Origin of the sequence: Rhodococcus sp. p52, from assembly GCF_000763325.2 — a bacterium.
In the GTDB taxonomy this organism is placed as follows: Bacteria; Actinomycetota; Actinomycetes; order Mycobacteriales; family Mycobacteriaceae; genus Rhodococcus; species Rhodococcus pyridinivorans.
In genome coordinates this window covers 3,943,269-3,966,885 of record NZ_CP016819.1, presented here as the reverse complement: position 1 = coordinate 3,966,885, position 23,617 = coordinate 3,943,269, and the positions used below count along the sequence as shown (strand labels likewise).

21 protein-coding genes and 1 pseudogene are annotated in these 23,617 nt (G+C 63.8%); 13 read left to right on the top strand and 9 right to left on the bottom strand.

Features of this window, described 5'->3' with window-relative positions; translation table 11 throughout:
* The first annotated feature begins 202 nt into the window (after nucleotides 1-202).
* The 3 genes from IM25_RS18355 to IM25_RS18345 all read left to right on the top strand — a co-directional run bounded on the left by IM25_RS18355 (nucleotide 203) and on the right by IM25_RS18345 (nucleotide 3,402).
* The gene (locus IM25_RS18355; RefSeq protein WP_065996238.1) at nucleotides 203-1,336 is read left to right on the top strand and encodes a cupin domain-containing protein; all 1,134 of its coding nucleotides are present in this window, start codon (nucleotides 203-205) and stop codon (nucleotides 1,334-1,336) included.
* A 72-nt stretch (nucleotides 1,337-1,408) separates the two neighbouring features.
* On the top strand, nucleotides 1,409-2,647 hold the full coding sequence (locus IM25_RS18350; protein WP_033098824.1) for a dienelactone hydrolase family protein: 1,239 nt from the start codon (nucleotides 1,409-1,411) through the stop codon (nucleotides 2,645-2,647).
* Nucleotides 2,644-3,402 (top strand): SDR family NAD(P)-dependent oxidoreductase, encoded by a 759-nt coding sequence (locus tag IM25_RS18345; RefSeq protein WP_157741807.1) that lies wholly within the window; start codon nucleotides 2,644-2,646, stop codon nucleotides 3,400-3,402. The genes IM25_RS18350 and IM25_RS18345 overlap by 4 nt, the downstream gene beginning before the upstream one ends.
* Before the next feature lie 223 nt (nucleotides 3,403-3,625).
* Here IM25_RS18345 and IM25_RS18340 read toward each other — a convergent pair whose 3' ends face one another.
* The 6 genes from IM25_RS18340 to IM25_RS18315 all read right to left on the bottom strand — a co-directional run bounded on the left by IM25_RS18340 (nucleotide 3,626) and on the right by IM25_RS18315 (nucleotide 11,043).
* Nucleotides 3,626-5,251, bottom strand: coding sequence for an AMP-binding protein (locus tag IM25_RS18340; RefSeq protein WP_084295043.1), 1,626 nt, complete (start codon nucleotides 5,249-5,251; stop codon nucleotides 3,626-3,628).
* Between the two features lie 108 nt (nucleotides 5,252-5,359).
* Nucleotides 5,360-6,970 carry an ATP-dependent acyl-CoA ligase gene (locus IM25_RS18335; RefSeq protein ID WP_033098825.1) on the bottom strand — a complete coding sequence of 537 codons (1,611 nt, stop codon included), beginning with the start codon at nucleotides 6,968-6,970 and terminating at the stop codon, nucleotides 5,360-5,362.
* Nucleotides 6,967-7,275, bottom strand: a complete 309-nt coding sequence (locus tag IM25_RS27665) for a zinc ribbon domain-containing protein (RefSeq protein ID WP_247610358.1) — start codon at nucleotides 7,273-7,275, stop codon at nucleotides 6,967-6,969. The genes IM25_RS18335 and IM25_RS27665 overlap by 4 nt, the downstream gene beginning before the upstream one ends.
* A 14-nt stretch (nucleotides 7,276-7,289) precedes the next feature.
* Nucleotides 7,290-8,435 (bottom strand): thiolase family protein, encoded by a 1,146-nt coding sequence (locus tag IM25_RS18325; RefSeq protein WP_052040231.1) that lies wholly within the window; start codon nucleotides 8,433-8,435, stop codon nucleotides 7,290-7,292.
* On the bottom strand, nucleotides 8,432-9,802 hold the full coding sequence (locus tag IM25_RS18320) for an MFS transporter (protein WP_084295042.1): 1,371 nt from the start codon (nucleotides 9,800-9,802) through the stop codon (nucleotides 8,432-8,434). Before IM25_RS18320 ends, IM25_RS18325 begins: the two co-directional genes overlap by 4 nt.
* A gap of 143 nt (nucleotides 9,803-9,945) precedes the next feature.
* On the bottom strand, nucleotides 9,946-11,043 hold the full coding sequence (locus tag IM25_RS18315) for a cupin domain-containing protein (RefSeq protein ID WP_065996233.1): 1,098 nt from the start codon (nucleotides 11,041-11,043) through the stop codon (nucleotides 9,946-9,948).
* A gap of 272 nt (nucleotides 11,044-11,315) precedes the next feature.
* Between IM25_RS18315 and IM25_RS18310 the strand changes: the two genes are divergently transcribed.
* From IM25_RS18310 to IM25_RS18285, 6 genes are read left to right on the top strand one after another with little or no spacing between them, the layout of a single operon-like run.
* Nucleotides 11,316-12,338 carry a carbon-nitrogen hydrolase family protein gene (locus IM25_RS18310; protein ID WP_052040157.1) on the top strand — a complete coding sequence of 341 codons (1,023 nt, stop codon included), beginning with the start codon at nucleotides 11,316-11,318 and terminating at the stop codon, nucleotides 12,336-12,338.
* 37 nt (nucleotides 12,339-12,375) lie between these two features.
* Nucleotides 12,376-13,278 carry a fumarylacetoacetate hydrolase family protein gene (locus tag IM25_RS18305; RefSeq protein ID WP_033098388.1) on the top strand — a complete coding sequence of 301 codons (903 nt, stop codon included), beginning with the start codon at nucleotides 12,376-12,378 and terminating at the stop codon, nucleotides 13,276-13,278.
* A 2-nt stretch (nucleotides 13,279-13,280) separates the two neighbouring features.
* Complete coding sequence (locus IM25_RS18300) at nucleotides 13,281-14,048, top strand: maleate cis-trans isomerase family protein (protein ID WP_033098387.1); 768 nt, start codon at nucleotides 13,281-13,283, stop codon at nucleotides 14,046-14,048.
* Nucleotide 14,049: 1 nt separating this feature from the next.
* On the top strand, nucleotides 14,050-14,748 hold the full coding sequence (locus IM25_RS18295) for a GntR family transcriptional regulator (protein ID WP_033098386.1): 699 nt from the start codon (nucleotides 14,050-14,052) through the stop codon (nucleotides 14,746-14,748).
* A 17-nt stretch (nucleotides 14,749-14,765) separates the two neighbouring features.
* Nucleotides 14,766-15,377, top strand: a complete 612-nt coding sequence (locus IM25_RS18290; protein ID WP_033098385.1) for a flavin reductase family protein — start codon at nucleotides 14,766-14,768, stop codon at nucleotides 15,375-15,377.
* A 31-nt stretch (nucleotides 15,378-15,408) separates the two neighbouring features.
* The gene (locus tag IM25_RS18285; protein WP_157126968.1) at nucleotides 15,409-16,101 is read left to right on the top strand and encodes an adenine phosphoribosyltransferase; all 693 of its coding nucleotides are present in this window, start codon (nucleotides 15,409-15,411) and stop codon (nucleotides 16,099-16,101) included.
* Between the two features lie 223 nt (nucleotides 16,102-16,324).
* Here the strand turns inward: IM25_RS18285 and IM25_RS27015 are convergent.
* From IM25_RS27015 to IM25_RS18275, 3 genes and pseudogenes are all read right to left on the bottom strand, one after another.
* Nucleotides 16,325-16,533 (bottom strand): annotated as a pseudogene (locus IM25_RS27015) (IS256 family transposase); the annotation flags it as partial.
* 283 nt (nucleotides 16,534-16,816) lie between these two features.
* Nucleotides 16,817-17,971 (bottom strand): sensor histidine kinase, encoded by a 1,155-nt coding sequence (locus tag IM25_RS18280; RefSeq protein WP_052040156.1) that lies wholly within the window; start codon nucleotides 17,969-17,971, stop codon nucleotides 16,817-16,819.
* Nucleotides 17,968-18,645, bottom strand: a complete 678-nt coding sequence (locus IM25_RS18275) for a response regulator transcription factor (protein WP_033098383.1) — start codon at nucleotides 18,643-18,645, stop codon at nucleotides 17,968-17,970. Before IM25_RS18275 ends, IM25_RS18280 begins: the two co-directional genes overlap by 4 nt.
* 76 nt (nucleotides 18,646-18,721) lie before the next feature.
* On the opposite strand from IM25_RS18275, the gene IM25_RS18270 reads away from it, so the two are divergent.
* From IM25_RS18270 to IM25_RS18255, 4 genes are all read left to right on the top strand, one after another.
* On the top strand, nucleotides 18,722-19,159 hold the full coding sequence (locus tag IM25_RS18270) for an SHOCT domain-containing protein (RefSeq protein ID WP_225623907.1): 438 nt from the start codon (nucleotides 18,722-18,724) through the stop codon (nucleotides 19,157-19,159).
* Nucleotides 19,152-20,660: a multicopper oxidase family protein gene (locus tag IM25_RS18265; RefSeq protein WP_033098382.1), complete on the top strand. Its 1,509-nt coding sequence runs from the start codon at nucleotides 19,152-19,154 to the stop codon at nucleotides 20,658-20,660. Before IM25_RS18270 ends, IM25_RS18265 begins: the two co-directional genes overlap by 8 nt.
* A 77-nt stretch (nucleotides 20,661-20,737) precedes the next feature.
* Nucleotides 20,738-21,400, top strand: a complete 663-nt coding sequence (locus IM25_RS18260) for a DUF305 domain-containing protein (protein ID WP_033098406.1) — start codon at nucleotides 20,738-20,740, stop codon at nucleotides 21,398-21,400.
* 46 nt (nucleotides 21,401-21,446) lie between these two features.
* Nucleotides 21,447-23,615: a heavy metal translocating P-type ATPase gene (locus tag IM25_RS18255; RefSeq protein ID WP_082937604.1), complete on the top strand. Its 2,169-nt coding sequence runs from the start codon at nucleotides 21,447-21,449 to the stop codon at nucleotides 23,613-23,615.
* The last annotated feature ends 2 nt before the right edge of the window (nucleotides 23,616-23,617 follow it).

The window sequence follows — 23,617 nt, the reverse complement described above, 5'->3', positions numbered from 1 at the left end:
TCGGTAGCGGGTTCTCGCCCGGGTCTCATTCCGCGAACCTAGCAGCTGAAGTGTCAGTTTCCAGAAATGGTTCTTTGCAGGAAGGGATGAACACCGCCATCCCGTCACAGAAGGGGTGGAAATTTGATCAAATCTTGGTAGTCTCGGCACATCCTCGCTGTCATCATCGAGCTGAACTCTCGTTGTGGAAGGAGTTGCTGATATGAGGGAAGACATCCTCGGCCGGTCCCGCGTGGAGGACACCGACGAGTTGGTGCAGTTCTACCGCCGGCTCGAGACGATGGGCGCCGGAGCGTTGTGGACGGTGGCCAACGACATCGAGCCGTGGTATCCACAACCGAAATCGGTGCCGATGCTGTGGCGCTATGAGCAGCTGCGACCGTCGGTGCTCGAATCGGCCTCGTTGGTCTCCGGTGACGATGCCGGCCGACGGGTGGTGATGCTGGTCAACGACGGCCGCAAGGACCTCAGTGCGGCCGTGGGTCTGCTCTACACCGGACTGCAGATCATGAACCCGGGCGAGTCGATGACCGCACACCGACACGCAGCCTCCGCGCTGCGGTTCGTCATCGAAGGTGAAGGAGCGTGGACGATCGTCGACGGCGACCGACTCGAGGCCGGAGCGCGGGATTTCCTGATCACCCCGAGTGGCACCTGGCACGAACACGGCAACGATTCGGCCAGCTCCCCGGTGATCTGGCAGGACGGACTCGACATCCCCCTGGTCAACACACTCGACGCGAACTTCTACGCCGTGCATCCGGAGCTGCATCAGCAACCCGGAAAAGTCGTCAACACCTCGCTGCGCGAGTACGGGTCCGGGATCCTCACCCCCGCCGACCGCGGATGGAACAAGCGTTACTCCCCGCTGCTGGCCTACCCGTGGGAACGCACCTACGAGGCGTTGCTCGCCCGCGCGGAGGTCTCCGACGGATCACCGTACGACGGCATCATCATGGAGTACGTCAACCCGCTCACCGGCGGTTCGGTCATGCCGACGATGGGCGCGCACATGCAGCTGCTGCGTCCCGGTCAGGCCACGCTCGCGCATCGGCACACCGGGTCGGTGATCTACCACGTGGCCAAGGGCCGCGGTCATTCCATCATCGGCGGGCAGCGGTTCGACTGGCAGGAAAACGACATCTTCTGCGTGCCCTCGTGGGCCTGGCACGAACACGCCAACGACGACGACCGCAACGATGCGTGCCTGTTCTCGTTCAACGACTTCCCCGTCATGCACGCACTCGACCTCTACCAAGAAGCCGCCTACACCGACAACCACGGACACCAAACCGTAGAAGACACCCTCGAACCGGCGACGACGGTGCAGCAGTAAGTACATCACCACCGTGGATGCAGTGCCCCGAGCACCGCAGACAACGGCCTCGAAGAAGGATCTGGAACTTCCATGGGTAAGTACATCGATATCGTTAAGGCCTCTGGCGAAACATTCGCCGCCTACCTCGCCGAACCCGAGCAGGGATCCGGACCCGGCCTGGTCTTGTTACAGGAGATCTTCGGCGTCAACGACTACATGCGCGAAACCGCCGAGCTGTACGCCCGAGAAGGCTATGTCGTGCTCGTGCCGGACCTGTTCTGGCGATCCGAACCGCGCGTGGAACTGGGTTACGACGACAACGGCGTTGCCCGCGGACTGCAACTTCGAGATGCGCTCGACAATGACACCGCGATCGACGACATCGCCGATACCATTCGCACCCTGCGTGCGTTCGACAATCAGGCCGGGGGGGTTGGCATCGTTGGATACTGCATGGGCGGGTTACTGTCCTATCTATCGGCGGTCCGTCTCGACATCGACTGCGCGGTAAGTTATTACGGTGTCGGCGTACATGAGCACCTCGACGAGGCAAAGAACCTGCAGGTGCCGACTTCATTCCACCTGGCCGAGCTGGACGCATTCTGCCCCGAGCCGGCGCGAACCGCTATCCGTGCAGCGTTTACCGACAACGATCTTGTGCAGATCTACGACTACGACGGTGTAGACCACGCGTTCGGCACGACCGGACGAGACGTATTCGATCCGGTTGCAGCCGACCTCGCTTACGCTCGAACACTGGCAGTGCTACGCAACACGATCGGCCCCCGATACGATCTCAACGCGATCTGGGACAATCACGTCTACCACGAATTCGTCACCCGCGATGTGCCCGCGACCATGGCGACGATGATCGACGAACCGTACGTCAACCACATCCCGACACTTACTGGCGGAGTGGGACAGAAGGATCTGTCCCGGTTCTATGCCTACCACTTCGTCCCTACCAATCCCTCCGACCTGAAGTCCATCACCCTGTCTCGTACCGTCGGTGCCAACCGGATTGTCGAAGAACAGCTGCTGTGCTTCACACATGATCGAGAGATGGATTGGCTTCTTCCCGGTATCCCGCCCACCGGCAAGTATGTGGAGATCCCCCTCGTGGCCATCGTCACCATCGAAGGCGACAAGCTTTGCAACGAACATATCTACTGGGATCAGGCCGGTGTGTTGGTGCAGATCGGCTTGCTGGAACCGACCGGACTTCCTGTGGCAGGAATCGAACAAGCACGCAAGCTGGTCGACAAGACTTTGCCGTCGAACGAGTTGATGGCGAAATGGTCCACCAGCGAGGGGAAGCCGATTTCGTGACGGCCTCCGCACCGGAACAACACCGTAGCGCTTTGGTCACCGGCGGCGCCGGCGCCATCGGACGACATATCTGCCTTGCTCTGGCCCGATCCGGGTTCGCCGTCGGAGTCGGCTATCGAGGTGACAGCACACGGGCACAGGAAGTCGTAGATGAGATCAACACCGAGGGCGGAGCCGCAAGGGCCGTCCCAGCGGTGCTGGACGATCCGGACTCGGTGATTCCGACGATCGCAAGGATGCACGCCCAACTCGGCCCTCTGGGTGTGCTGGTGAACAATGCGGTGGCCTGGCCAGACAATGTCGAGCAGGCGGAGCCTTTCTACCAGACCACAATGGACTGGGCGTCGCTTGTGCGCACGAATCTCGAGGGCACCTTAGCGATCACTCGGCATTGCGCACAGGCAATGGCCCACCACCACTGGGGACGAATAATCACCGTCTCCACCGATCTGGTCGACGGTTCGATGCAGTCCGATGTCTCGTACATCGCCGCCAAGGGCGGGATGACTGCGGCCTCACGCGCGCTGGCGTGGGAGCTGGGGCCGGCAGGAGTCACGGTCAATCTCGTAGCTCCCGGCCTGACCGCCGAGAAAGGCGCCACGATTGCCCCGCATGTCGTCGCCGAGCTCGTCGAACACACTCCGCTTCGCCGGTTGGTGACAGCGGCCGAGGTCGCCGCGGCGGTGGCGTTCCTCGCGTCCGAGAATGCAGGCGCGATCACAGGACATGTCCTGACGGTCAGCGGCGGGCACTGAATCTCTTCGTTCCTTCGCTTCCGTCGAGCAGCAAAGGACGTAACGGAACCCGTGCGCCGCACACTCCGGCCGATAGACGAGGACAACGACACCGGACCCTAGACAGATGCAGTGCCCCGCCAAGCTCATCCTTGGCGGGGCACTGCATCTGTCCAGGACGAGAACCTCGCCTGCTTCAGAGTGACTGAACGCAACTCGTCTCGGAGCTGAACCCGTGGTACGGCTACAGCTTTTCCCACGTGTCGTCGGTGACACCCTCGTTCCGAAGAACTGCCTTGGACACCTTGCCGTTGGCAGTCAGCGGTAAGGCGGCGACTATACGCACATAGCGGGGCAGCGCAAAGGCCGGCAGATGAGGTTCCGCGAATGCCATCAGTTTTTCGATCTCGGTGGTACTACCGTCGGTCATCTGCAAGCAGACCATCACTTCGTCCTCACCGAGATCACTCGGTACTGCGATCGCTGCTGCTGCAGCCACCTCCGGATGCTCGAGGAAGGCAGCTTCGACTTCGTAGCTGGAGATGTTCTCGCCGCGGCGACGGATCGAGTCTTTCAGCCGGTCGACGTATCGGTACATACCATCTGACTGTTTCCTCACCAGATCACCGGTGTGAAACCACAGATTGCGACGTGAGGAAGTCGTGGCCTCGGGGGCGTTGAAATCCCCCGCCGAGATCAGAGCAGGTTGCCGGGGGCGAATGACGAGCTCACCGACGTGCCCGTCCGGCAGCGGGCAATCCGCGGCATCGACGACAGCGACCTCGTAGTCCGGATGGGGAAATCCCAGCAGTCCTTCGGTGTGCTGGCCCAACGGGGTATAGAACGCCACTCCGATTTCGGTCATGCCGAAGCCCTCGGCCACTTCGACTCCGAAGTGGTCTTCGAAGTCGCGTTTGATGGCAGGTTCGATGCCTGGTCCGAGGATCACACGCAGTGCGGAGTTCTCCTTGTCGAACACCTCGGGTTTGCGGTTCCACAGCATGCTGCTCATCGCCCCGAGAAGGAAGGTGACCGTGGCCTCGGACTGACGCAGGCGGTCCCAGAACGCCGACACCGAGAACTTCGGACCGATGACCGCGCGTGCCTGGGCGCCCAGCGCCTGCAACAGCGTGGTCAGCGCATTGGTGTGAAATAGCGGCAAGCAGGTGTACAAGGTGTCGGCCGACGTCAACTGCAACTGCTCGGTGCAGATCACCGACCACCAAAAGAACTGCCCATGGGGCATGATGACACCCTTTGATGGTCCCGTGGTACCCGAGGTGAACAAGATGGCCGCCGTCGTCTCCGGCACTACCGTAACTGCTTCGGCGCCGGTCTCCCCGAGCTGGAACTCGACTGCATTCGCTACCGAAGCGTGGTGTCGATCCACTTCATCGTCGGCATATCCGTCCAGCGGCTCTGTCGAGATCCGGACCAACACCGGATCCGGGTGATCGAATACATCGCTCGCCTCGGCGAGATTGGTCTCGGTGACACGATCGAACACCACCACAGTAGGGCGTGCTGCGCGGAGTTGGTGGCGCAGCATCTCCCCCCGCAGTGCAGGGTTGAGAGGAGTGAATACTGCTGCGCTCCACGCACACCCGAGGAACAGTTCGATCATTTCTCGGCGATTGGCGGTGGCAACGACCACCCGGTCCCCGGGTGTGACACCGTGACGCTGCAAGAACTGCGCACAGCGGGCAGCGACATCGGCGAGGTCACGTCCGGTATAGGAGCGATCGGCGACGGTCAGTACCGGTTCATCCGCCTGGTGTTCAGCAGCGTGACAAATGATTTCTTGGAGCGTACGACGTCGATGAGGCCACTGACGCCACGGATGCGCCCCGGTCGATGCTGGGGTCTTCATTGTGCACTGTCTTTTCTGTCACCACCGGATCGGTGGCCACGTAGATAGGCCGCAATATCGGCAGGGCAGCCGAAGACTTCGGCAGCCCTGCCGTCACGGAAAGTGGTGTTACCGATCGTGAATGTGTTCGCGATCCCATGTGGTGTCGGTCCTGCCGCGCTCGCGGAGTTCCGCTTTGCGTATCTTGCCGTTGGCGGTCCTGGGCAGTTCGGCAACGATGTCGACGAAGCGGGGCACAGCGAACTTGGCCAGCCTGTCGCTGCAATGGGCCACGATGTCTGCTGGGTGCAGTTCGTAGCCCTCCTTGGGCACGACTGAGACCATGACCTCGTCCTCGGCCATGTCCGATGCCACCGGAAACGCCGCGGCGGTTCTCACGCCGGGATGCAGACAAAGAACCTGCTCGACCTCGAACGAGGAGATGTTCTCGCCGCGACGCCGGATCACGTCCTTGAGACGATCGACGAATCTGAACCATCCGTCCGGCTCCCGGACCACCCGATCACCGGTATGGAACCACAAGTTCTGCCAGGCTTCGACGGTCTTGTCCGGCATGGTGAAGTAGCCGGTGGCGAAGCCGAACGGCACACGGGATCGCAACAGCAGTTCGCCCGGAGTACCGTCCGGAACTTCCACGTCGTATTCGTCGACGACAATCGCTTCGAAGTCGGGTTGCACGCGCCCCAGATAACCGGCCCGAGGCGCTTCTGGCGCCGAGTTGATCGTCGCGTTCGTTTCCGTGGATCCGAACCCGTCGCTGAGATCGAACCCGAAACGCTGCCGGAAAGGTTCGAACAAGGTGGCCGGTGTGGCCGGTGACAACGCGATACGCACCCGGTGGGCGCGGTCGAAGGGACCTGGCTCACGGGACCACAAGATGTTGATCATCGCACCGAGCAGATAGGTGACCGTAGCACCCGATTCGGTGACCTCTTGCCAGAATCGACTGGCGGAAAATCGTCTGCCGACAACGAAAGTGGCACCCGAGACCAGAGCCTGGACGAAGGTATTGAGGGCATTGGTGTGGAACAACGGCAGACAGGTGTAAAGGACATCCTTCTCGGTGATACCGAGCTGCTCACTGACATTGACGCCCCACCAGTAGAACTGGGCATGAGGGCAACACACTCCCTTGGACACACCGGTGGTGCCCGAGGTATAGAGCAGTGCTGCGGTGTCTCCCGGAGCAACAGGCGCGGCCGGTCTCGCACCCGAGAGTGCGGGGAATCGCTCGACACGTAGCGCAGAAACCGGCTCGGCGGAAGGGCTGTCCAAGGACCACACTCGCTCCAATGTGGAGGGGAGGGTGATCTCCTGGAGCCGTTCGAGCAGAGCGGGTTCGATGACCAGAATGCGGGCGCCGGAGTTGGCCAGCGCATGGAGAAGTTGCTCTCCTCGCAGTTCTGCGTTCAAGGGCACCGCCACCGCCCCCATCCAGGTAGCTCCCAGGATGGTTTCCAGCAGTTCGAGTCGATTGCCCGTCAGTGTCGCGACTCGGTCTCCGGACCGGATTCCAGCCTGTTCGAACACCGCGGCCGTCATGGCAGCGCGATCACGAACCTGGATGTAGGTGTAGGACGAGCCGTCGATCTCGAGCAATGTCTTGCTCCCGAAGGCGTCGGCCTGTCGGTTCAACAACGCCGGCAACGTGCATTCGGTGATGGGCAGTCCACGTAAGGGCGCGGACGCACGTTCGCGTGCAGCTAGTTCCACTGTCATCGTTTCTCCTGGGCGTGGGGTGTCGGTACGTACCCGATCGGGTTGTCCGGCGCTGTCGGAGGTATCGAGGTCAGCTCGATCGTCGTTCCCGGTGTGATGGGCGGACCGTGGACGGCCGCGACGACGATGGGGCCGAGGTCGCAGCGGACGGAGGCGAAGCGAGTAGGTGGTTCGGTGTGTTGGGCGGTCCATTCTTCGACGGTGCCCTGCCGTGCCATGACGTTCTCGAATTCGTGACCATGGCAGTGAGGGCACAGGAGCCGGAACGGAAAGGCGACGGTGGCGCATCGGGTGCAGCGCTGCATCTGGATTCCGGTAGTCACATCGCCTCCAGAATCGTCATGTTGGCGCACGCACCATAGCGGTAGGTGACCATGCCGTATCCGGTCACTGCCGCCAGGCGTGCTTCGACTTGCCGCTTCCCGGCGTGCCCGAGCAACTGCGTAGTCGCTTCAACGAGCCCGTGCAGTCCCCCTGCCGACCCTGCCTGGCCTGCGGACAATTGCCCGCCCGAGGTGTTGACGGGCCATCGGTGGTGGAGCATGCGATGTACCGCTTTGCCGAAGTCGTCATCAGGCACGAGCCCGAGGTCGGCGAGTTGGATGAGCACCATCACGGGGTAGTCGTCGTAGACGTTGACGAGGTCGATATCGGTCGGGTCCACGCCGCTGCGCTCCCACAGACCGGGTGCGATATCTGTCAATCCTGTCTGTAATCCGTCACCGGTGTGGTTGTCCCAGTTGATACTCCCGCCGATGGCGCGAACTCGGACAGTATGTCGGTCGGCAGCCAGGTCCGCTCGGGTGACGACGACAGCATCAGCACCGCTGACGGGGGGAACGCAGTCGAAACGCCGCAGCGGTGCGGCCACCATCGGGGCGGCGAGGTAATCGTCGAGTGTCATGGGCGTGCGGTAGACCGCACGGGGATTCAGCGATGCCCATTGCCGCTGGGCCACAGCGATGGCGCCGTAGTCGGTTTCCGCCAGTTCGTACTTTTTCATGTGGCGCTGGGTCAGCAGAGCGAACATTGCGTTGGGACCCGACATACCGGCAGGTGTGACGTGGTCTCGAGTAATGCCGTTGTATTCGGAGACCAGGATCCGGAAGTCGTCATGAGTCATACGGTCACCAGCGGCGATGACAATTGTGTTGGCGTCGCCGGCTTCGACTGCGCGTACCGCGTGTTGGAGCATGTTGACCCCGCTGGCGCCGCCGTTGGTGTCTTCCATGATCCAGCGCAGACTCAAACCACACTTCACGGCCAGATCGACAGCATGGTCGGGTTTGAGGGTGAAGCTCGATACCGCCAGGCCATCGATATCCGCAATCGTCAAACCCGCGTCGGCGACAGCACTGCGGATGGCGGCAGCAAGCATCGATTGTGTAGTCGTAGCGCCGGCGGGATGCCGAGTGTAGGGCTCTTCTGCAGCGCCGATGAGGACAGCAGTGTTGGCGGCGCTCATACCGACTCTCCGATGCGTCCTGTGTTCGCTGAGTTGTGATCGCGACCCGAGCCCGGCGTCGAGGTCTGGAACCGGCTTGCGGGCTCGGGAGCGCAGTAGACCGCGATGGTGCTGATCAGACCGAGAATCGCCAGGTAGATGGCGATCGGCCAGAAGTGCCCGGCCCAGGCGAGCAGGGCCGTAGCGATGAGTGGGGCGACGCCACCGGCGAAGATCGCCGCGACTTCATGACCGATCGACAGACCGCTGTAGCGGACCTTGCCGGTGAACAACTCGCTGAAGAAACTCGGTTGGGTGCCGATCATGGCGCTATGGCACAGACCCACGGCGACGATAATGGCGATCCAGATCATTGCCGGTGTTCCCGTGTTCATCAGCAGGAAGAACGGCACTGCCCACACGACGACGCCGATCGCACCGAAGAGATAGACCGGTCGGCGACCCACACGGTCGGACAGTCTGCCGAAGCCGACCATGGTGAAGGTCTGCACGACGTTGGCCGCAATGATGGCCGGCAGGATGACATCGCTGCTGATACCCAGATGACTGCCGTACGCCAGGGAGAAGACCAGAAAGATGTAGGAGCCGCCGTTCTCGGCCATCCGCGCACCGACCGTGAGCAGGATGGAACGCCGTTGCGTGCGAATCGCCTCGAGTGCGGGGTAACGCTCGACCTTGCCTTCGGTCTGCAGTTCTTGGAAGACAGGGGTTTCGGTGATCTTCATGCGGATGATCAAACCGGCGAGCATGAGAACCAGACCCAGCAGGAAGGGGATGCGCCAACCCCATGTCAGAAACTGGTCGTCCGGAAGGAGAGTGACCAGGGCGAAGACCGACGATGACAAGATGAAACCGATGGTGACGCCGACCTGGCTGAAGGCGGAGAAGAAGCCTCGGCGATGGGGCTGAGCATTCTCACTGATCAGCAGCACAGCACCGCCCCATTCACCGCCGACTGCGATGCCCTGGATGATGCGAAGCACAACCAGCAGGACCGGGGCCCAGAAGCCGATTTGCTGATAGGTGGGAAGCAGACCGATCAGGGCGGTACATACGCCCATCATCATCAAGGTGATCACGAGCATCGACTTCCGGCCGAGTCGGTCACCGAAGTGACCGAAGACAACCCCACCGATGGGTCGGGCGACGAAGCCGATGGCGAAGGTGCCGAAAGCCGCCAGCGTACCGGTCAGCGAATCATCGCCGGTGAAGAACAATGGGCCGAAAACCAGTGCGGCGGCGGTGCCGTACAAGAAGAAGTCGTACCACTCGAGGGCGCTGCCGATCAAGCTGGCCGTTGCAACCCGTTTGATCGGAGTCGCCGGTGGTGAGGGATTGGATCCGGGATTGCCGGTGTCAGTTGTCATCGATCAGGTCCTTCGAACGTCTCACGTCCCGTGCGGAATATGTTCGGGAATCGGAGGGGATGTGGGAGGGGGCTTGTGGGGTCGGGCTCGATGGTGCGATCACCTTCGCAGTTGGGAGCCCCTCGAGGTGACCGAGGTGGCGGTCAAGTGGTTTGGTGTCCGTGGTTGTCGGTGTAGGCGGCTTCTTGGTAGAGGTCGAGTGCGTGCATGACGGGGAAGTCGTTGAACGAGAACAGGCACGCATCGTTGCGGTCGTCGTCGTTGGCGTGTTCGTGCCAGGCCCACGAGGGCACGCAGAAGATGTCGTTTTCCTGCCAGTCGAACCGCTGCCCGCCGATGATGGAATGACCGCGGCCCTTGGCCACGTGGTAGATCACCGACCCGGTGTGCCGATGCGCGAGCGTGGCCTGACCGGGACGCAGCAGCTGCATGTGCGCGCCCATCGTCGGCATGACCGAACCGCCGGTGAGCGGGTTGACGTACTCCATGATGATGCCGTCGTACGGTGATCCGTCGGAGACCTCCGCGCGGGCGAGCAACGCCTCGTAGGTGCGTTCCCACGGGTAGGCCAGCAGCGGGGAGTAACGCTTGTTCCATCCGCGGTCGGCGGGGGTGAGGATCCCGGACCCGTACTCGCGCAGCGAGGTGTTGACGACTTTTCCGGGTTGCTGATGCAGCTCCGGATGCACGGCGTAGAAGTTCGCGTCGAGTGTGTTGACCAGGGGGATGTCGAGTCCGTCCTGCCAGATCACCGGGGAGCTGGCCGAATCGTTGCCGTGTTCGTGCCAGGTGCCACTCGGGGTGATCAGGAAATCCCGCGCTCCGGCCTCGAGTCGGTCGCCGTCGACGATCGTCCACGCTCCTTCACCTTCGATGACGAACCGCAGCGCGGAGGCTGCGTGTCGGTGTGCGGTCATCGACTCGCCCGGGTTCATGATCTGCAGTCCGGTGTAGAGCAGACCCACGGCCGCACTGAGGTCCTTGCGGCCGTCGTTGACCAGCATCACCACCCGTCGGCCGGCATCGTCACCGGAGACCAACGAGGCCGATTCGAGCACCGACGGTCGCAGCTGCTCATAGCGCCACAGCATCGGCACCGATTTCGGTTGTGGATACCACGGCTCGATGTCGTTGGCCACCGTCCACAACGCTCCGGCGCCCATCGTCTCGAGCCGGCGGTAGAACTGCACCAACTCGTCGGTGTCCTCCACGCGGGACCGGCCGAGGATGTCTTCCCTCATATCAGCAACTCCTTCCTGCATCACTGCGGGGGAACAAACGCGTTGTGAGGGAACGGTAGACCCTAATTTGATCAAATGCGAGACCTGACAACGAATTTTTTCATGACGGAAACATGACTAGGCAAGAGGCACTCTTCGAATAGGTGGTGAATTACCTGCTCAAACCTCTGAACGCTCAACTCTCGATCGAGGCACCTCTTGCGAGTAGACGTATAATTTGATCAAATCCTAGGCATGATGGTCTACACGTTCAGCAACGAAGGACACCGGAGATGACCGCATACCCGAAGTTTCGAGCCGCCGCAGTGCAGGCGGCTCCGGAGTTCCTCGACACGCCCGCCACGGTGGACAAGGCATGCCGTCTGATCGCAGAGGCGAGCGCACACGGTGCTGAGCTGATCGCTTTTCCCGAGGTGTTCGTCTCGGCGTACCCCTACTGGAACTGGACCATGACGCCCGTTGAAGGGGGCCCCTGGTTCGAAAAGCTATTTCACGCAGCCATCGACATCCCCGGGCCCGAAGTCGCGGCCTTGTGCGCTGCTGCTCGCGCAGCCGATGCCCACGTCGTCATCGGAGTAAACGAACGAGATCCGTACTCCTTGGGCACGCTGTACAACTCGGTCCTGTTCATCAGCAATACGGGTGAACTACTGGGCGTCCACCGCAAGCTGGTGCCGACCTGGGCCGAGAAGCTGACCTGGGCCGGCGGAGACGGCAGCTCACTGCGCGTCTACGACACCGGTATCGGGCGACTCGGTGGACTGGCATGCGGGGAGAACACCAACACCTTGGCCCGGTTCAGTCTCCTGGCACAAGGAGAGCAGGTCCATATCGCCAACTACATCGCCCTTCCAGTCGCACCGGCCGAGTACGACATGGTCGAAGCCATCAAGACCCGCGCTGCTGCACACAGCTTCGAAGGCAAGGTCTTCACCATCGTCGCCTGTGCCGCGATCACAGATCAGATCGTCGATACCGTGGCACACAACGAGGCCGCCCGCGCGCTACTCGAGCGTCCGCACAGCGCCTTCAGTGGCATCTTCGGTCCGGACGGGCGCCTGATAACCACGCCCCTCATCGACGAGGAGGGAATCGTGTACGCCGACATCGACATCAATGCATCGATCCAACCCAAACAGATGCACGACATCATCGGCCACTACAACCGGTTCGACATCTTCCAACTCAGCGTCAACCAGCAACCGCAGTCCAGCGTCGTCCTCAACAGTCACCAGGCACCTACCTTCCCACCTCCCCACTTCACGGAAGTTCCTGGCGAGACCGAAACGGCCTAAGGGTTTTCCCGTACATTCATCGAACAAGGAGAATTTCGTGCGCTTTGTCAACTTCAGCTTCGGCACCGACGGGGAACGTCATCTCGGAGTCGTCCTCGACGATGCTCTCGTCCTCGATCTTGTCCCCGCCCTGCAGTCGGTGATCGATGTTCCCAACGACCTGCGCGACTACATCGCCGCCGGCCCGGACCTGCACCGCCGGGTCGCCCAGACCATCGCCACCACCCAGTCCTGGCCCGCAGAAGCCACCCGTTCACTGGACGAAGTGGTGCTGCACGCCCCATTCCGTCCCGGCAAGCTCATCGGTGTCGGACTGAACTACGTCGAGCACGTCGAAGAATCGAGCCGATCCCTCGACACCGACGAGAACCTGCCGACGCGACCGGTGCTGTTCAGCACACCGGGCACCGCGGTGATCGGCCCCGACGAGCCGATCCTGCACAACAGCGAGCTGACCGAACAGCTGGACTGGGAATGCGAACTCGCCGTGATCATCGGCGATATCGCCAAGTCGGTGACCGAAGACGACGCGATGAACCACGTCTTCGGCTACAGCATCGTCAACGACATCAGCGCCCGCGACCAGCGCCGCTCCGGGCAGTGGTTCTTCTCCAAGGGACAGGACAGCTACAAGCCCTTCGGTCCCATGGTCGTCACCGCGGACGAACTCGGTGACCCCCACACCCTCCAGTTGTCGCTGACCGTCAACGGTGAGCAGCGCCAGAACGGAAACTCTCGGCACATGTTGTTCAAGATTCCCCAGCTCATCGCCGATATCACCTCCGGAGTCACTCTCGAACCCGGCGATATCATCGCCACCGGCTCCCCTCAGGGCGTAGGTGCGGCGATGACCCCGCCGACGTACCTGACCCCGGGTGATGTCGTGGCCGCAACCATCGAAAAGATCGGCACCCTGGCCAACCCCGTCAAGGCGGTCTGACCATGACCACACCGGCATCCCCCCGCGCCTACCGCATCGGCCAGATCGTCCCGAGCTCCAACATCACGATGGAAACCGAGATCCCCGCGATGCTGCGCGCCCGCGAAGAGGTCGAACCCGAGCGCTTCACTTTCCACTCCTCGCGTATGCGGATGAAAGAAGTGACCAAGGCTCAGCTCGAAGCGATGGACGACGAGTCCGATCGCTGCGCCCTGGAGCTGTCCGACGCCCACGTCGATGTCCTCGGCTACGCCTGTCTGGTAGCGATCATGACCCGCGGCGCCGGGTACCACTGCACCTCGGAGAAGCGCCTGCACCAGGTGACCGTCGACAACGACGCCGAAGCGCCGGTGGTCACCAGCGCCGGCGCCCTGGTCGACGGGCTGAAGGTACTCGGTGCCCGCAAGGTCGCCCTCATCGCACCGTACATGCGCCCCCTGACCGAGCAGGTCGTCGACTACATCTCCGGTGAGGGCTTCGAGGTCACCGACTTCATCGCCCTCGAAATTCCCGACAACCTCGAGGTCGGCTCCCGGGACCCGATGGCGCTGGTGGACATCGTCGAACGACTCGACCACAGTCAGGCCGATGTAGTCGTGCTGTCCGCGTGCGTGCAGATGCCGTCGCTGGCAGCCGTCCAGGTCGTTCAGGACCGAATCGGCAAGCCTGTGCTGTCTGCAGCCGTCGCCACCACCTACCAGCTGCTGAAAGAACTCGGCCTGAAGCGGTACGTTCCCCGTGCAGGCGAACTGTTGAACGGGAGCTACTGATATGACCGCAGCCGGAGTGAAGAAACCCAAGCGCTCGACAACACTCGAACAGGCGTACAACGCCATTCTCGAGTCCATCTGCAACGGTGATATCCCGCCGGGCGCTCCACTCCGGCTGCAAGAGCTGTCGACCACCTTCGGGATGAGCATGATGCCCATCCGCGAGGCACTCCGCCAGCTCGAGGCCATCGGCGTGATCGAGATGACCCCCCACAAGGGGGCGCGGGTCCGAGAAATATCGACGGACGACCTCATCGACACCTACCGGACCCGCATCACGCTCGAAGGCATCCTCTGCAGCCGCGCCGCCGAAAATTTCGACGCAGACGACGAAGCGGCGGCCCGCGAGGCATTGGAACGGCAGCGCATCGCACTCGAAGACGGCGACATCATCGAGGCTCGCATCGCACACAAGGACTTCCACTACGCCATCTACCGCGCCGCCGGCTCGGTATGGATGCTCCGCTCCATCGACCCGACCTGGCTCAACAGCGAACGCTACCGTGTCACCAGCGAACAGGATGGTGACCAACTCACCCTCCGCCGCGAAGAACACGAACGCATGCTCGCAGCGTGCGTTGCGCACCGGCCCGAGCAGGCCCGCCAAGCCTTGCGAACCCACCTGATCAGCACCGTTGCCCATCTGGACAAGAACCTGGCCAAACGCCTGGACATCCTTACCGCCGGGGCGTGCTGTTGACCCAAGGCCGCTCCCCCATGTACTCGATCGACCCGACCGCCGACCCATATACTCGCTTCGATCCGGCCGTGATGCGTGCTGCGGACTTCTATCACGTCCTGGCTGCCTCGGTGGTGCCGCGCCCCATCGCCTGGGTGTCGACGCGCTCGAGCGCCGGGATCTTGAATCTCGCTCCGTACAGCTTCTTCACCGTTGCCTCCACCAAGCCTCCGATCGTGCAGTTCAACTCGGTCGGTCACAAGGACAGCTGGCGCAACATCACCGAAACCGGTGAATTCGTTGTGAACATCGGGACCGAAACACTCATCGACCCCATCAACGCCACCTCCGAATCCTTTCCATACGAGATCGATGAGTTCACCCAGGCGGGAATGAACCCCCACGACAGCGACGTCCTGGCTGTCCCTCGAGTTGCCGAAGCGCCGATCGCGTTCGAATGCGTCAAGCACACGATCGTGGAGATGGGAAACTGCTCATTGATCTTCGGACGCGTCGTCAACGTCGTTGTCGCTAGCGCCGTACTGGCCAAGGACGGACTTCCCGACTTTTCCAAGGTCGCACCGCCGAGCCGACTCGGACGTTCGGAGTGGGGCCTTGCCCCATCCACGGTGACACGCGTACGACCCTGACACCTCCAACGCAACCAGCAGGAGCATCGCGATGCGCATATATCCCGTGATCCACGTCCACGATCTCGACCAGGTGTCCGAACAAGTCGAGGTCGCTCGTCGACATCCCATTTCCGGAGTCTTTCTCATCGATCACGACGCAGATGACATCCGCCTGGCCCGATGCATCGATCACGTCCGCCTGAAGCAACCCGACATCTTCCTGGGCGCAAACGTCATTCGCCGCAGCGCAACTGAGGCACTGAACATCCTCGCACCGCACTTTCCTGGCGGTATTCCTCTCGACGCCATCTGGACCGACAACGCCGGCGTCTCCCTCGACGGCGACGACCACGAGTTCCGTTCACTCCACTCAGCACGAGAACGAACCGGATGGACCGGACTGCACTTCGGCGGCATCGCCTTCAAATACCAAACCCCCGTCTCAGAATCCGATCTTCCCCGCCTGGGCGAACTCGCACGCCGCCACGTCGATATCCCCACCACCTCCGGACCCGGCACAGGACTAGCCGCCGACACCCACAAACTTGAGGCCCTTCGCCAGGGACTCCACAACCATCCGCTCGCCTTGGCCAGCGGTGTCACGCCGGACAACGTCGAGTCATTCATAGGCCTTGTTGACCATATTCTCGTTTCCACAGGAATCGCCGACGACAACGACCGCATCGACTCCGGAAAGTTGGCGGCCCTACTCGAACGTTGCACTGTCGAACAAAAAAAATGAACCCTACTTCCGTCCCCGCGTAGACGGTGAAGCACCGAAGCGTTCCCGCGTTCCGCTGAAACGGAGAGTTCAGCCTTCGACCGGAACCTTCACATATGGGTGCCCCTCGTCTTCTAGGGGAATATGAGCAGCCCCGTTGCTGAGACCCGATTCCACTCCGAAGGTGTCAGGGTTCCCTGATGGACTATCAGGTAATCGGTGGATTCGTTTCTGACACATCGGATTAGTTGGTGTTCAGGGTGATTCGTCCTTCGAAGGCGATCGCGAAAGCGTTCAAGGCTCCTTCCACCGTGATGTCCATCGTGCGCGTCCTTTGCCGGTCGGGTCCAGAGCACGAGTGGCAGATACAGGCACGCGAGCGCGGCTGCTCGTTGGGAAACGCCCACGAGCCTGGTTCGTCCGCCGGTACCGGACGTTGAGCGACTCGATCGCGAACGCCCTCGCAAAGCATCCGGCGCATCGTGGTCCGACATTGGAGGAGCCGCGAAGGTCAGCCATCAATCTGCCCATGAGCGGTGGGGTTGACGGCGTGTGCTGTTCGACGATCCCTAACCAGCATGATTTCGAGTACAGGGCCAGAGCAGTGGTGAGACTTCGTTGCGCCGGGATGGACGCCCTGACTCTGGCAGTTGAAGTGGCTCCTGGTTCTTTGCAGCAGTCAATTCGTGGCCGAATCCGATGCTTGGCGGAGTAGGAACTTCGTGAGGTGAGCGCCCTACATCCGCGGTGCGCTGCTGATGGGCAGGTCGATGATGAACCGTGCCCCGCGGCCAGGGCCAGCACTGTCGGCGCGGATCCGGCCCTGGTGGGCCTCGACGAGTGCGCGGGTGATGGTCAGGCCGATTCCGCTGCCGCCGTGGCGGCGGTTGCGGGCGAGATCGGCTCGGTAGAAGCGGTCGAAGAGGTGATCGAGGTGTTCGGCGGCGATACCTTCTCCGGTGTCGGCGACCACGATCTCGGCGTAGGTGGGGTCGGTCTGCCGGCAGGTGATGGTGACGGTGCCCCCGTCGGGGGTGTGGCGCAGCGCGTTGTCGAGCAGGTTGCCCAGGACCTGCCCGAACCGGTCCGGGTCGACAGTGACCGGCACGGAGTGCTCGATGCAGGTCTCGAGGGTGACGCTCTTGTCGTCGTAGCGCGTGCGGACCGCCTCGGCGGCTGCGGTGATCAGGGTTGCGGTGTCGGTGGGGACCGGGATGATGCGGGTGAGATGTTCCTCGGCGCGGGAGACGGCGGTGATGTCCTGGGCGAGGCGGTCGAGGCGTTGGGTGGCGGCACGCAGGATTTGCAGAGTGTCCTCGTCCAGGCTGCGGACGCCGTCTTCGAGGGCTTCGAGGTAGGAGTCGAAAGTGGCGATCGGGGTGCGCATCTCGTGACCGAGGTCGGCGAGCATCCGGCGCCGGGTGGTTTCGGTGGCTTCGAGGCGGCGGGCGACTTCGTTGACGGTGACGGTGAGATCGTCGAATTCGCGGCCAAGTCCGGGGCTGTGCATGCGGGTGTCGTAGCGGCCGGCGGCGATCTGGGCGGTGGAGGTGGTCACCGCCGTCAGCGACCGTTGAACGCGCCGGGCGATGTACCAGCTCACCGCCAGGGACAGCAGCACCGCGATGGCGATGGCCAGTCCCCAGGCGAGGATGATCGCCCAGGTGAAGGCCTCTTCGACGTGATGGGCCTGGTTGGAGTTGTGGTCGATGCCGGCTTGACCGAGGTGATCGTGGAAGATGCCGGGTGCGAGCGCCGAGGCCACGATCCAGGCGCTGACGGCGCAGCCGAGCACCACCACGGTCAGGGCGAGGAACAGTCGGGTGCCGAAACTCGCGGTGTTGATGGTGCGGCGCAGGGACCCGCCTGGTGTGGACGATCGGGCGGTCATGATCCGGTGCCCATTCGGTAGCCGACACCGCGGATGGTGCGCACGTAGCGGCCGCGGGTGGCGTCGTCGCCGAGTTTGCGGCGCAGGTGCCCGATGTGCACGTCGACCAGGTGTTCGTCACCGACCCAGCTCGGCCCCCATACCGCTTCGATCAGCTGGGTGCGGGTGAGCACCACTCCGGGATCGCGTGCCAGGGCGGCAAGGATGTCGAATTCGGTGCGGGTCAGGGCGATCGGCCGCCCGGCGACGGTGGCCTCGCGGCCGTCGACGTCGAGGGCCAGGTCCCCGAAGCGGTGTGGCTGCGCAACGGTCGCGGCGATGGTGGTGCGGGGACGGCGCAGCATGGCCTGGATGCGCGCTGTCAGCTCGCGGGGGCTGAACGGTTTGGTCATGTAGTCGTCGGCGCCGACGGACAGCCCGATCAGGGTGTCGATCTCCTCGGTGCGGGCGGTGAGCATCACGACGTAGGCGTCGGAGAAGGTCCGCAGTTGCCGGCACACCTCCACCCCGTCCAGGCCCGGCAGTCCGAGGTCGAGGACCACCACATCGGGATCGACCTGCCGGGCGAGGGGAACGGCCTCGGCGCCGTCGCCGGTGACCGCGACCTCGAAACCGTCCCGCTCGAGATAGGAGCCCACCAGATCCGCCAGTGACGGTTCGTCCTCGACGACCATCGCCCGCAAGCCGGTGGAGGGACGCGCCGGCGTCGCCGGGTCGCTGCCGGGTGCGGGTGGTCGAGCAGAGGAGGTCATGGGGTCCATCATCGCCAGCACCGTCGCGGTGCCGGTATCGCGGCGACGCGACAGGGAGTTTCTTGAGCAAATCTTCATACGACCTCCATCGAACCTGTGGGGTGGGAACCCGATGCTGAAGCTACGAAACCGAGGGATGGAGACGATCATGATGGGCTGGGTCGGTGACATCGGTTGGGCGGGATGGACCGTCATGGCCGTGTGCATGCTCGCGTTCTGGACGGTGGTGATCTATCTGGTGGCCGTCATGTTCCGCGCCGACCGTACGAGCGGTCCTGCTGGCATCGAGCATGAGGGTGATCCGCTGCGGATGCTCGAAGAGCGGTTCGCCCGAGGCGACATCGACTCCGATGAGTTCGTCGCCCGGCGGCAGGTATTGACGCAGACCGGCAACCTCGCTGCGATTGCTGATCGGCGAGGGCAGGTCCGTGGGTAGATTGACCCGCCGAGCCTTCCTGATCGGCTCGATGCTGACCGGTGCCGGAGTCCTGGCGGCCTGTTCCGGGGCGGGGGCGGCGACCGGCGTGCCGGTGGCCGCCACGTCACCGGTGGTGCGTCGTCTCGAGCAGCAGCGACGTGTCCCGGGCCAGCAGGTGGTCTCGGCCCGGTTGACGCCGCGTCCGGTCGAGGTGGACCTCGGGGGACGCATCGTGTCCACCTGGGCCTATGACGATCAGGTGCCGGGACCGCTGATCCGTGCCCGAGCCGGGGATCTCCTGCGGGTGGAGGTCGACAACCAGCTACCAGCGGAGACGAGTGTGCACTGGCACGGGCTGGCGTTGAGCAACGACATGGACGGTGTTCCCGGGCTGACCCAGGACCCGATCGCCACCGCAGACCGATTCGTCTACGAGTTCACCGTCCCTCATGCGGGCACGTACTTCTATCACTCGCATTCGGGTCTGCAACTCGACCGCGGGCTCTACGGTGCGCTGATCATCGATGATCCGGCCGAGCCGGGCGACTACGACCACGAATGGATCGTGGTGCTCGACGACTGGCTCGACGGCACCGGCCGCACCCCCGACCAGGTGGCCCGCGAGCTCGGCATCGGCAGCGGAGCAGGAAACGGTGACGGCGCCGCGATGGGCACGATGGACCACGACGCCACGGATATGGACATGGGTGGGGAAACGATGCTCTCCCCGCTGCTCGGGGGCGCCGGGGACGTGCGCTATCCTCACTTCCTGCTCGGCGGGCGCGTGCCCGAAGATCCGATGGTCTGGACCGCCGCACCCGGACAACGAGCACGGATCCGGTTCGTCAACGCCGCCGCCGACACCGCCTTCCGGGTCGCGTTGGGTGGACACCGGATGACGGTCACCCACACCGACGGTTTCCCGGTCGTACCGCAGGACACCGACGCAGTGCTCATCGGCATGGGTGAGCGTGTCGACGTACTCGTCACCCTCGACGACGGGGTGTTCCCGCTGTTCGCTCAGGCCGAGGGCAAGACCGGGCACGGGCAGGCCGTGGTGCGCACCGCCTCTGGCGAGCTGCCACCACAACCCCGTCCCGACGAGCTCGATCGGCGGGTACTGCTCGGCACCGACCTTGCGCCACGGGAGTACGTGCGGCTGACCGAACGTGATCACGATCTGTACCACAGCGTGGACATGGGCGGCACCATGTCGCCGTACCGCTGGACCCTCAACGGTCGCGCCCACCCCGACAGTGCACCGCTGACCGTCAACGAAGGGCAACGGGTGCGCATGCGGATGCGCAACATGTCGGACATGTTCCACCCCATGCACCTGCACGGACACACCTTCGCGCTCACCGATACCGGACTGCGCAAGGACACCGTCACCATCGGGCCCATGCGCACCGTCGAGATCGAATTCGACACCGACAACCCCGGTCAATGGGCGTTGCACTGCCACAACGCCTATCACCAGGAAGCCGGAATGATGACCACCGTGTCCTACCTGGCGTGACCTGGGTCCTGCCGACCGGCGAGGCCGAACTGGGCCATCACGATGCCTGTGCTCGTTCGAGAAAGGAACACACCCTGATGAACAAGAAGACCCTTGCTGCCGGCGTCACCGCCCTGGCGGTGGTGTTCACCGCCGCTGCCTGCAGCGACTCCGACACCGGCACCACGGCCGCGACCTCGACCTCGACCTCGCCAGCTTCGGCGAGCACGCCCACCGAACAGACCGCGGCACACAACGATGCCGATGTGATGTTCGCGCAGATGATGATCCCGCACCACAGTCAGGCCATCGAGATGAGCGACATGATCTTGGCCAAGGACAACATCCCCGCCGAGGTCAGTGCCTTGGCCGAGCAGATCAAGGCCGCGCAGGGTCCGGAGATCGACCAACTCGAGTCCTGGCTCGATCAGTGGGGTGCACCCACCTCGATGCCCGACGGGGCTCACGACATGCCCAGCATGGACGAGGACATGGGCATGGATGGGATGAGCGACGGCATGAGCGGGATGGACGGGATGATGAGCGACGAGGACATGCAGGCACTATCGGATGCCCAGGGCACCGACGCGGCCCGCCTGTTCCTCAAGCAGATGATCACCCACCACGAAGGCGCCGTCGAGATGGCACGGACCGAGATCGCCGAGGGACAGTTCCCCGAGGCGGTGGTGATGGCCCGCAGCATCGTCGAGACCCAGCAGCAGGAAATCGAGACGATGCGCCAACTGCTCGACACCCTCTAACGCACCCCGCTCACCCCCGTCGGCCGCCCCAGACAGGAGCTTTTCGATGTCGCACCCGGAACACCGACACTCCCATCCGGCGCCGGCCGGACACGATCACGGCACCTCCACACAGAGCCCGCCGCCCGACGCGGAAGATGCGCATGCCGGGCACGGCGAACACCTCGCCCACCTCGGCGGGTCCGCCGAACACACCGGGCACGGCGGCCACGACCGGCACGCCGGGCACGGCGCGCACGGGGAGATGTTCCGCCGCCGCTTCTGGGTGTCGCTGATCCTGTCGATCCCGGTCGTGGGGTTCAGCCACATGGTCGCCGAGCTGCTCGGCTATCCCATGCCGGACTTCCCCGGGGCCATGTGGATTCCGCCGGTGCTGGGCACGGTGATCTTCGCCTACGGCGGCATGCCGTTCCTCACCGGCGGCTGGGCCGAACTGCGTTCGCGCCGCCCGGGAATGATGCTGCTGATCGCGATGGCCATCAGCGTCGCCTTCGCCGCCTCGTGGATCACCACGCTCGGCCTGGGCGGCTTCGACCTGGACTTCTGGTGGGAGCTGGCGCTGCTGATCGTGATCATGCTGCTCGGGCACTGGCTCGAGATGCGTGCCCTCGGTTCGGCCTCGGGAGCGCTCGACGCGCTGGCGGCGATGCTGCCCGACACCGCCGAGAAGATCACCGACGACGGCACCGAGGAGGTGCCGCTGTCGGAGTTGACCCTCGACGACGTGGTGCTCGTGCGGGCCGGGGCCCGCGTCCCGGCCGACGGCACGGTCGTCGACGGGCGCGCAGAGGTCGACGAGTCGATGATCACCGGCGAATCGAAGACCGTTACCCGCGAGAGCGGTGACACGGTGGTCGCCGGCACCGTCGCCACCGACAGCGCCCTGCGCGTACGGATCACTGCCATCGGTGAGGACACCGCCCTGGCCGGCATCCAACGCATGGTCGCCGACGCTCAGGCCTCCTCCTCGCGGGCACAGGCGCTGGCGGACAAGGCCGCGGCGTTCTTGTTCTACTTTGCCGCCATCACCGGGCTGCTCACCTTCGTGGTGTGGGCGTTGCTCGGCAACGTCGACGAAGCGGTGGTGCGCACGGTCACCGTGCTGGTCATCGCCTGTCCCCACGCCCTGGGGTTGGCGATCCCGCTGGTGATCGCGATCTCCACCGAACGCGCCGCCAAGGCCGGGGTGCTGGTCAAGGACCGTCTCGCCCTCGAACGCATGCGCACCGTCGAGGTGGTGCTGTTCGACAAGACCGGCACCCTGACCCAGGGCCAGCACCAGGTCACCGGCGTCGCGACCGCCGATGGGATCGGCGAGTCGTATCTGCTGGCCCGCGCCGCCGCGGTCGAAGCCGACAGTGAACATCCCGTCGCGCGTGCGATCGTGGCCGCAGCGGACACCGGTGTCCCGACGGGCGAGAAGATCACCGCCACCGACTTCCGGTCGTTGCCCGGCCGTGGCGTGCGCGCGGTCGTCGACGGCACCGAGGTCACCGTCGGCGGCCCCGCGATGCTCACCGACCTGGCGTTGTCGGTACCCGAGGAGGTCACCGCCGTCACCGAACAGTGGGTGCAGCGCGGAGCGTCGGTGCTGCACATCGCCGAAGGTGATCGGGTGCTCGGTGCCGTGGCGCTCGAGGACGCGGTCCGGGAGGAGTCCCGCCAGGCGATCGACGCCCTGCACGCCCGCGGAGTCAAGGTCGCGATGATCACCGGTGATGCCCGGCAGGTCGCCGACGCCGTCGCCGCCGATCTCGGCATCGACGAGGTGTTCGCCGAGGTGTTGCCCGAGCACAAGGACGCGAAGGTCACCGAACTGCAGCAGCGCGGGCACAAGGTCGCCATGGTCGGCGACGGGGTGAACGACGCCCCGGCCCTGGCCCGCGCCGACGTGGGGGTGGCGATCGGTGCCGGTACCGATGTGGCGATCGAATCCGCCGGGGTGGTGCTGGCGGCGAACGATCCGCGGGCGGTGCTGTCGATCATCGAGCTCTCCCACGCCAGTTACCGGAAGATGTGGCAGAACCTGGTGTGGGCGACCGGCTACAACATCATCGCTGTGCCCCTGGCCGCCGGTGTGCTCGCCTTCGTCGGGGTGGCGATCTCCCCGGCGGTGGCCGCGGTGCTCATGTCGGTTTCGACCATCGTCGTTGCCCTCAACGCACAACTGTTGCGCCGCCTCGACCTCGACCCCGCCCACTTAGCCCGCACCTGACC

Excerpts from the sequence above, each read along its gene's own strand:
- IM25_RS18355 (WP_065996238.1), top strand. The coding sequence starts at position 203 with ATGAGGGAAGACATCCTCGGCCGGTCCCGCGTGGAGGACACCGACGAG.
- IM25_RS18350 (WP_033098824.1), top strand. The coding sequence starts at position 1,409 with ATGGGTAAGTACATCGATATCGTTAAGGCCTCTGGCGAAACATTCGCC.
- IM25_RS18340 (WP_084295043.1), bottom strand. The coding sequence starts at position 5,251 with ATGAAGACCCCAGCATCGACCGGGGCGCATCCGTGGCGTCAGTGGCCT.
- IM25_RS18335 (WP_033098825.1), bottom strand. The coding sequence starts at position 6,970 with ATGACAGTGGAACTAGCTGCACGCGAACGTGCGTCCGCGCCCTTACGT.
- IM25_RS27665 (WP_247610358.1), bottom strand. The coding sequence starts at position 7,275 with ATGCAGCGCTGCACCCGATGCGCCACCGTCGCCTTTCCGTTCCGGCTC.
- IM25_RS18325 (WP_052040231.1), bottom strand. The coding sequence starts at position 8,435 with ATGAGCGCCGCCAACACTGCTGTCCTCATCGGCGCTGCAGAAGAGCCC.
- IM25_RS18320 (WP_084295042.1), bottom strand. The coding sequence starts at position 9,802 with ATGACAACTGACACCGGCAATCCCGGATCCAATCCCTCACCACCGGCG.
- IM25_RS18315 (WP_065996233.1), bottom strand. The coding sequence starts at position 11,043 with ATGAGGGAAGACATCCTCGGCCGGTCCCGCGTGGAGGACACCGACGAG.
- IM25_RS18310 (WP_052040157.1), top strand. The coding sequence starts at position 11,316 with ATGACCGCATACCCGAAGTTTCGAGCCGCCGCAGTGCAGGCGGCTCCG.
- IM25_RS18300 (WP_033098387.1), top strand. The coding sequence starts at position 13,281 with ATGACCACACCGGCATCCCCCCGCGCCTACCGCATCGGCCAGATCGTC.
- IM25_RS18295 (WP_033098386.1), top strand. The coding sequence starts at position 14,050 with ATGACCGCAGCCGGAGTGAAGAAACCCAAGCGCTCGACAACACTCGAA.
- IM25_RS18290 (WP_033098385.1), top strand. The coding sequence starts at position 14,766 with ATGTACTCGATCGACCCGACCGCCGACCCATATACTCGCTTCGATCCG.
- IM25_RS18285 (WP_157126968.1), top strand. The coding sequence starts at position 15,409 with ATGCGCATATATCCCGTGATCCACGTCCACGATCTCGACCAGGTGTCC.
- IM25_RS18280 (WP_052040156.1), bottom strand. The coding sequence starts at position 17,971 with ATGACCGCCCGATCGTCCACACCAGGCGGGTCCCTGCGCCGCACCATC.
- IM25_RS18275 (WP_033098383.1), bottom strand. The coding sequence starts at position 18,645 with ATGGTCGTCGAGGACGAACCGTCACTGGCGGATCTGGTGGGCTCCTAT.
- IM25_RS18270 (WP_225623907.1), top strand. The coding sequence starts at position 18,722 with ATGGGGTCCATCATCGCCAGCACCGTCGCGGTGCCGGTATCGCGGCGA.
- IM25_RS18260 (WP_033098406.1), top strand. The coding sequence starts at position 20,738 with ATGAACAAGAAGACCCTTGCTGCCGGCGTCACCGCCCTGGCGGTGGTG.
- IM25_RS18255 (WP_082937604.1), top strand. The coding sequence starts at position 21,447 with ATGTCGCACCCGGAACACCGACACTCCCATCCGGCGCCGGCCGGACAC.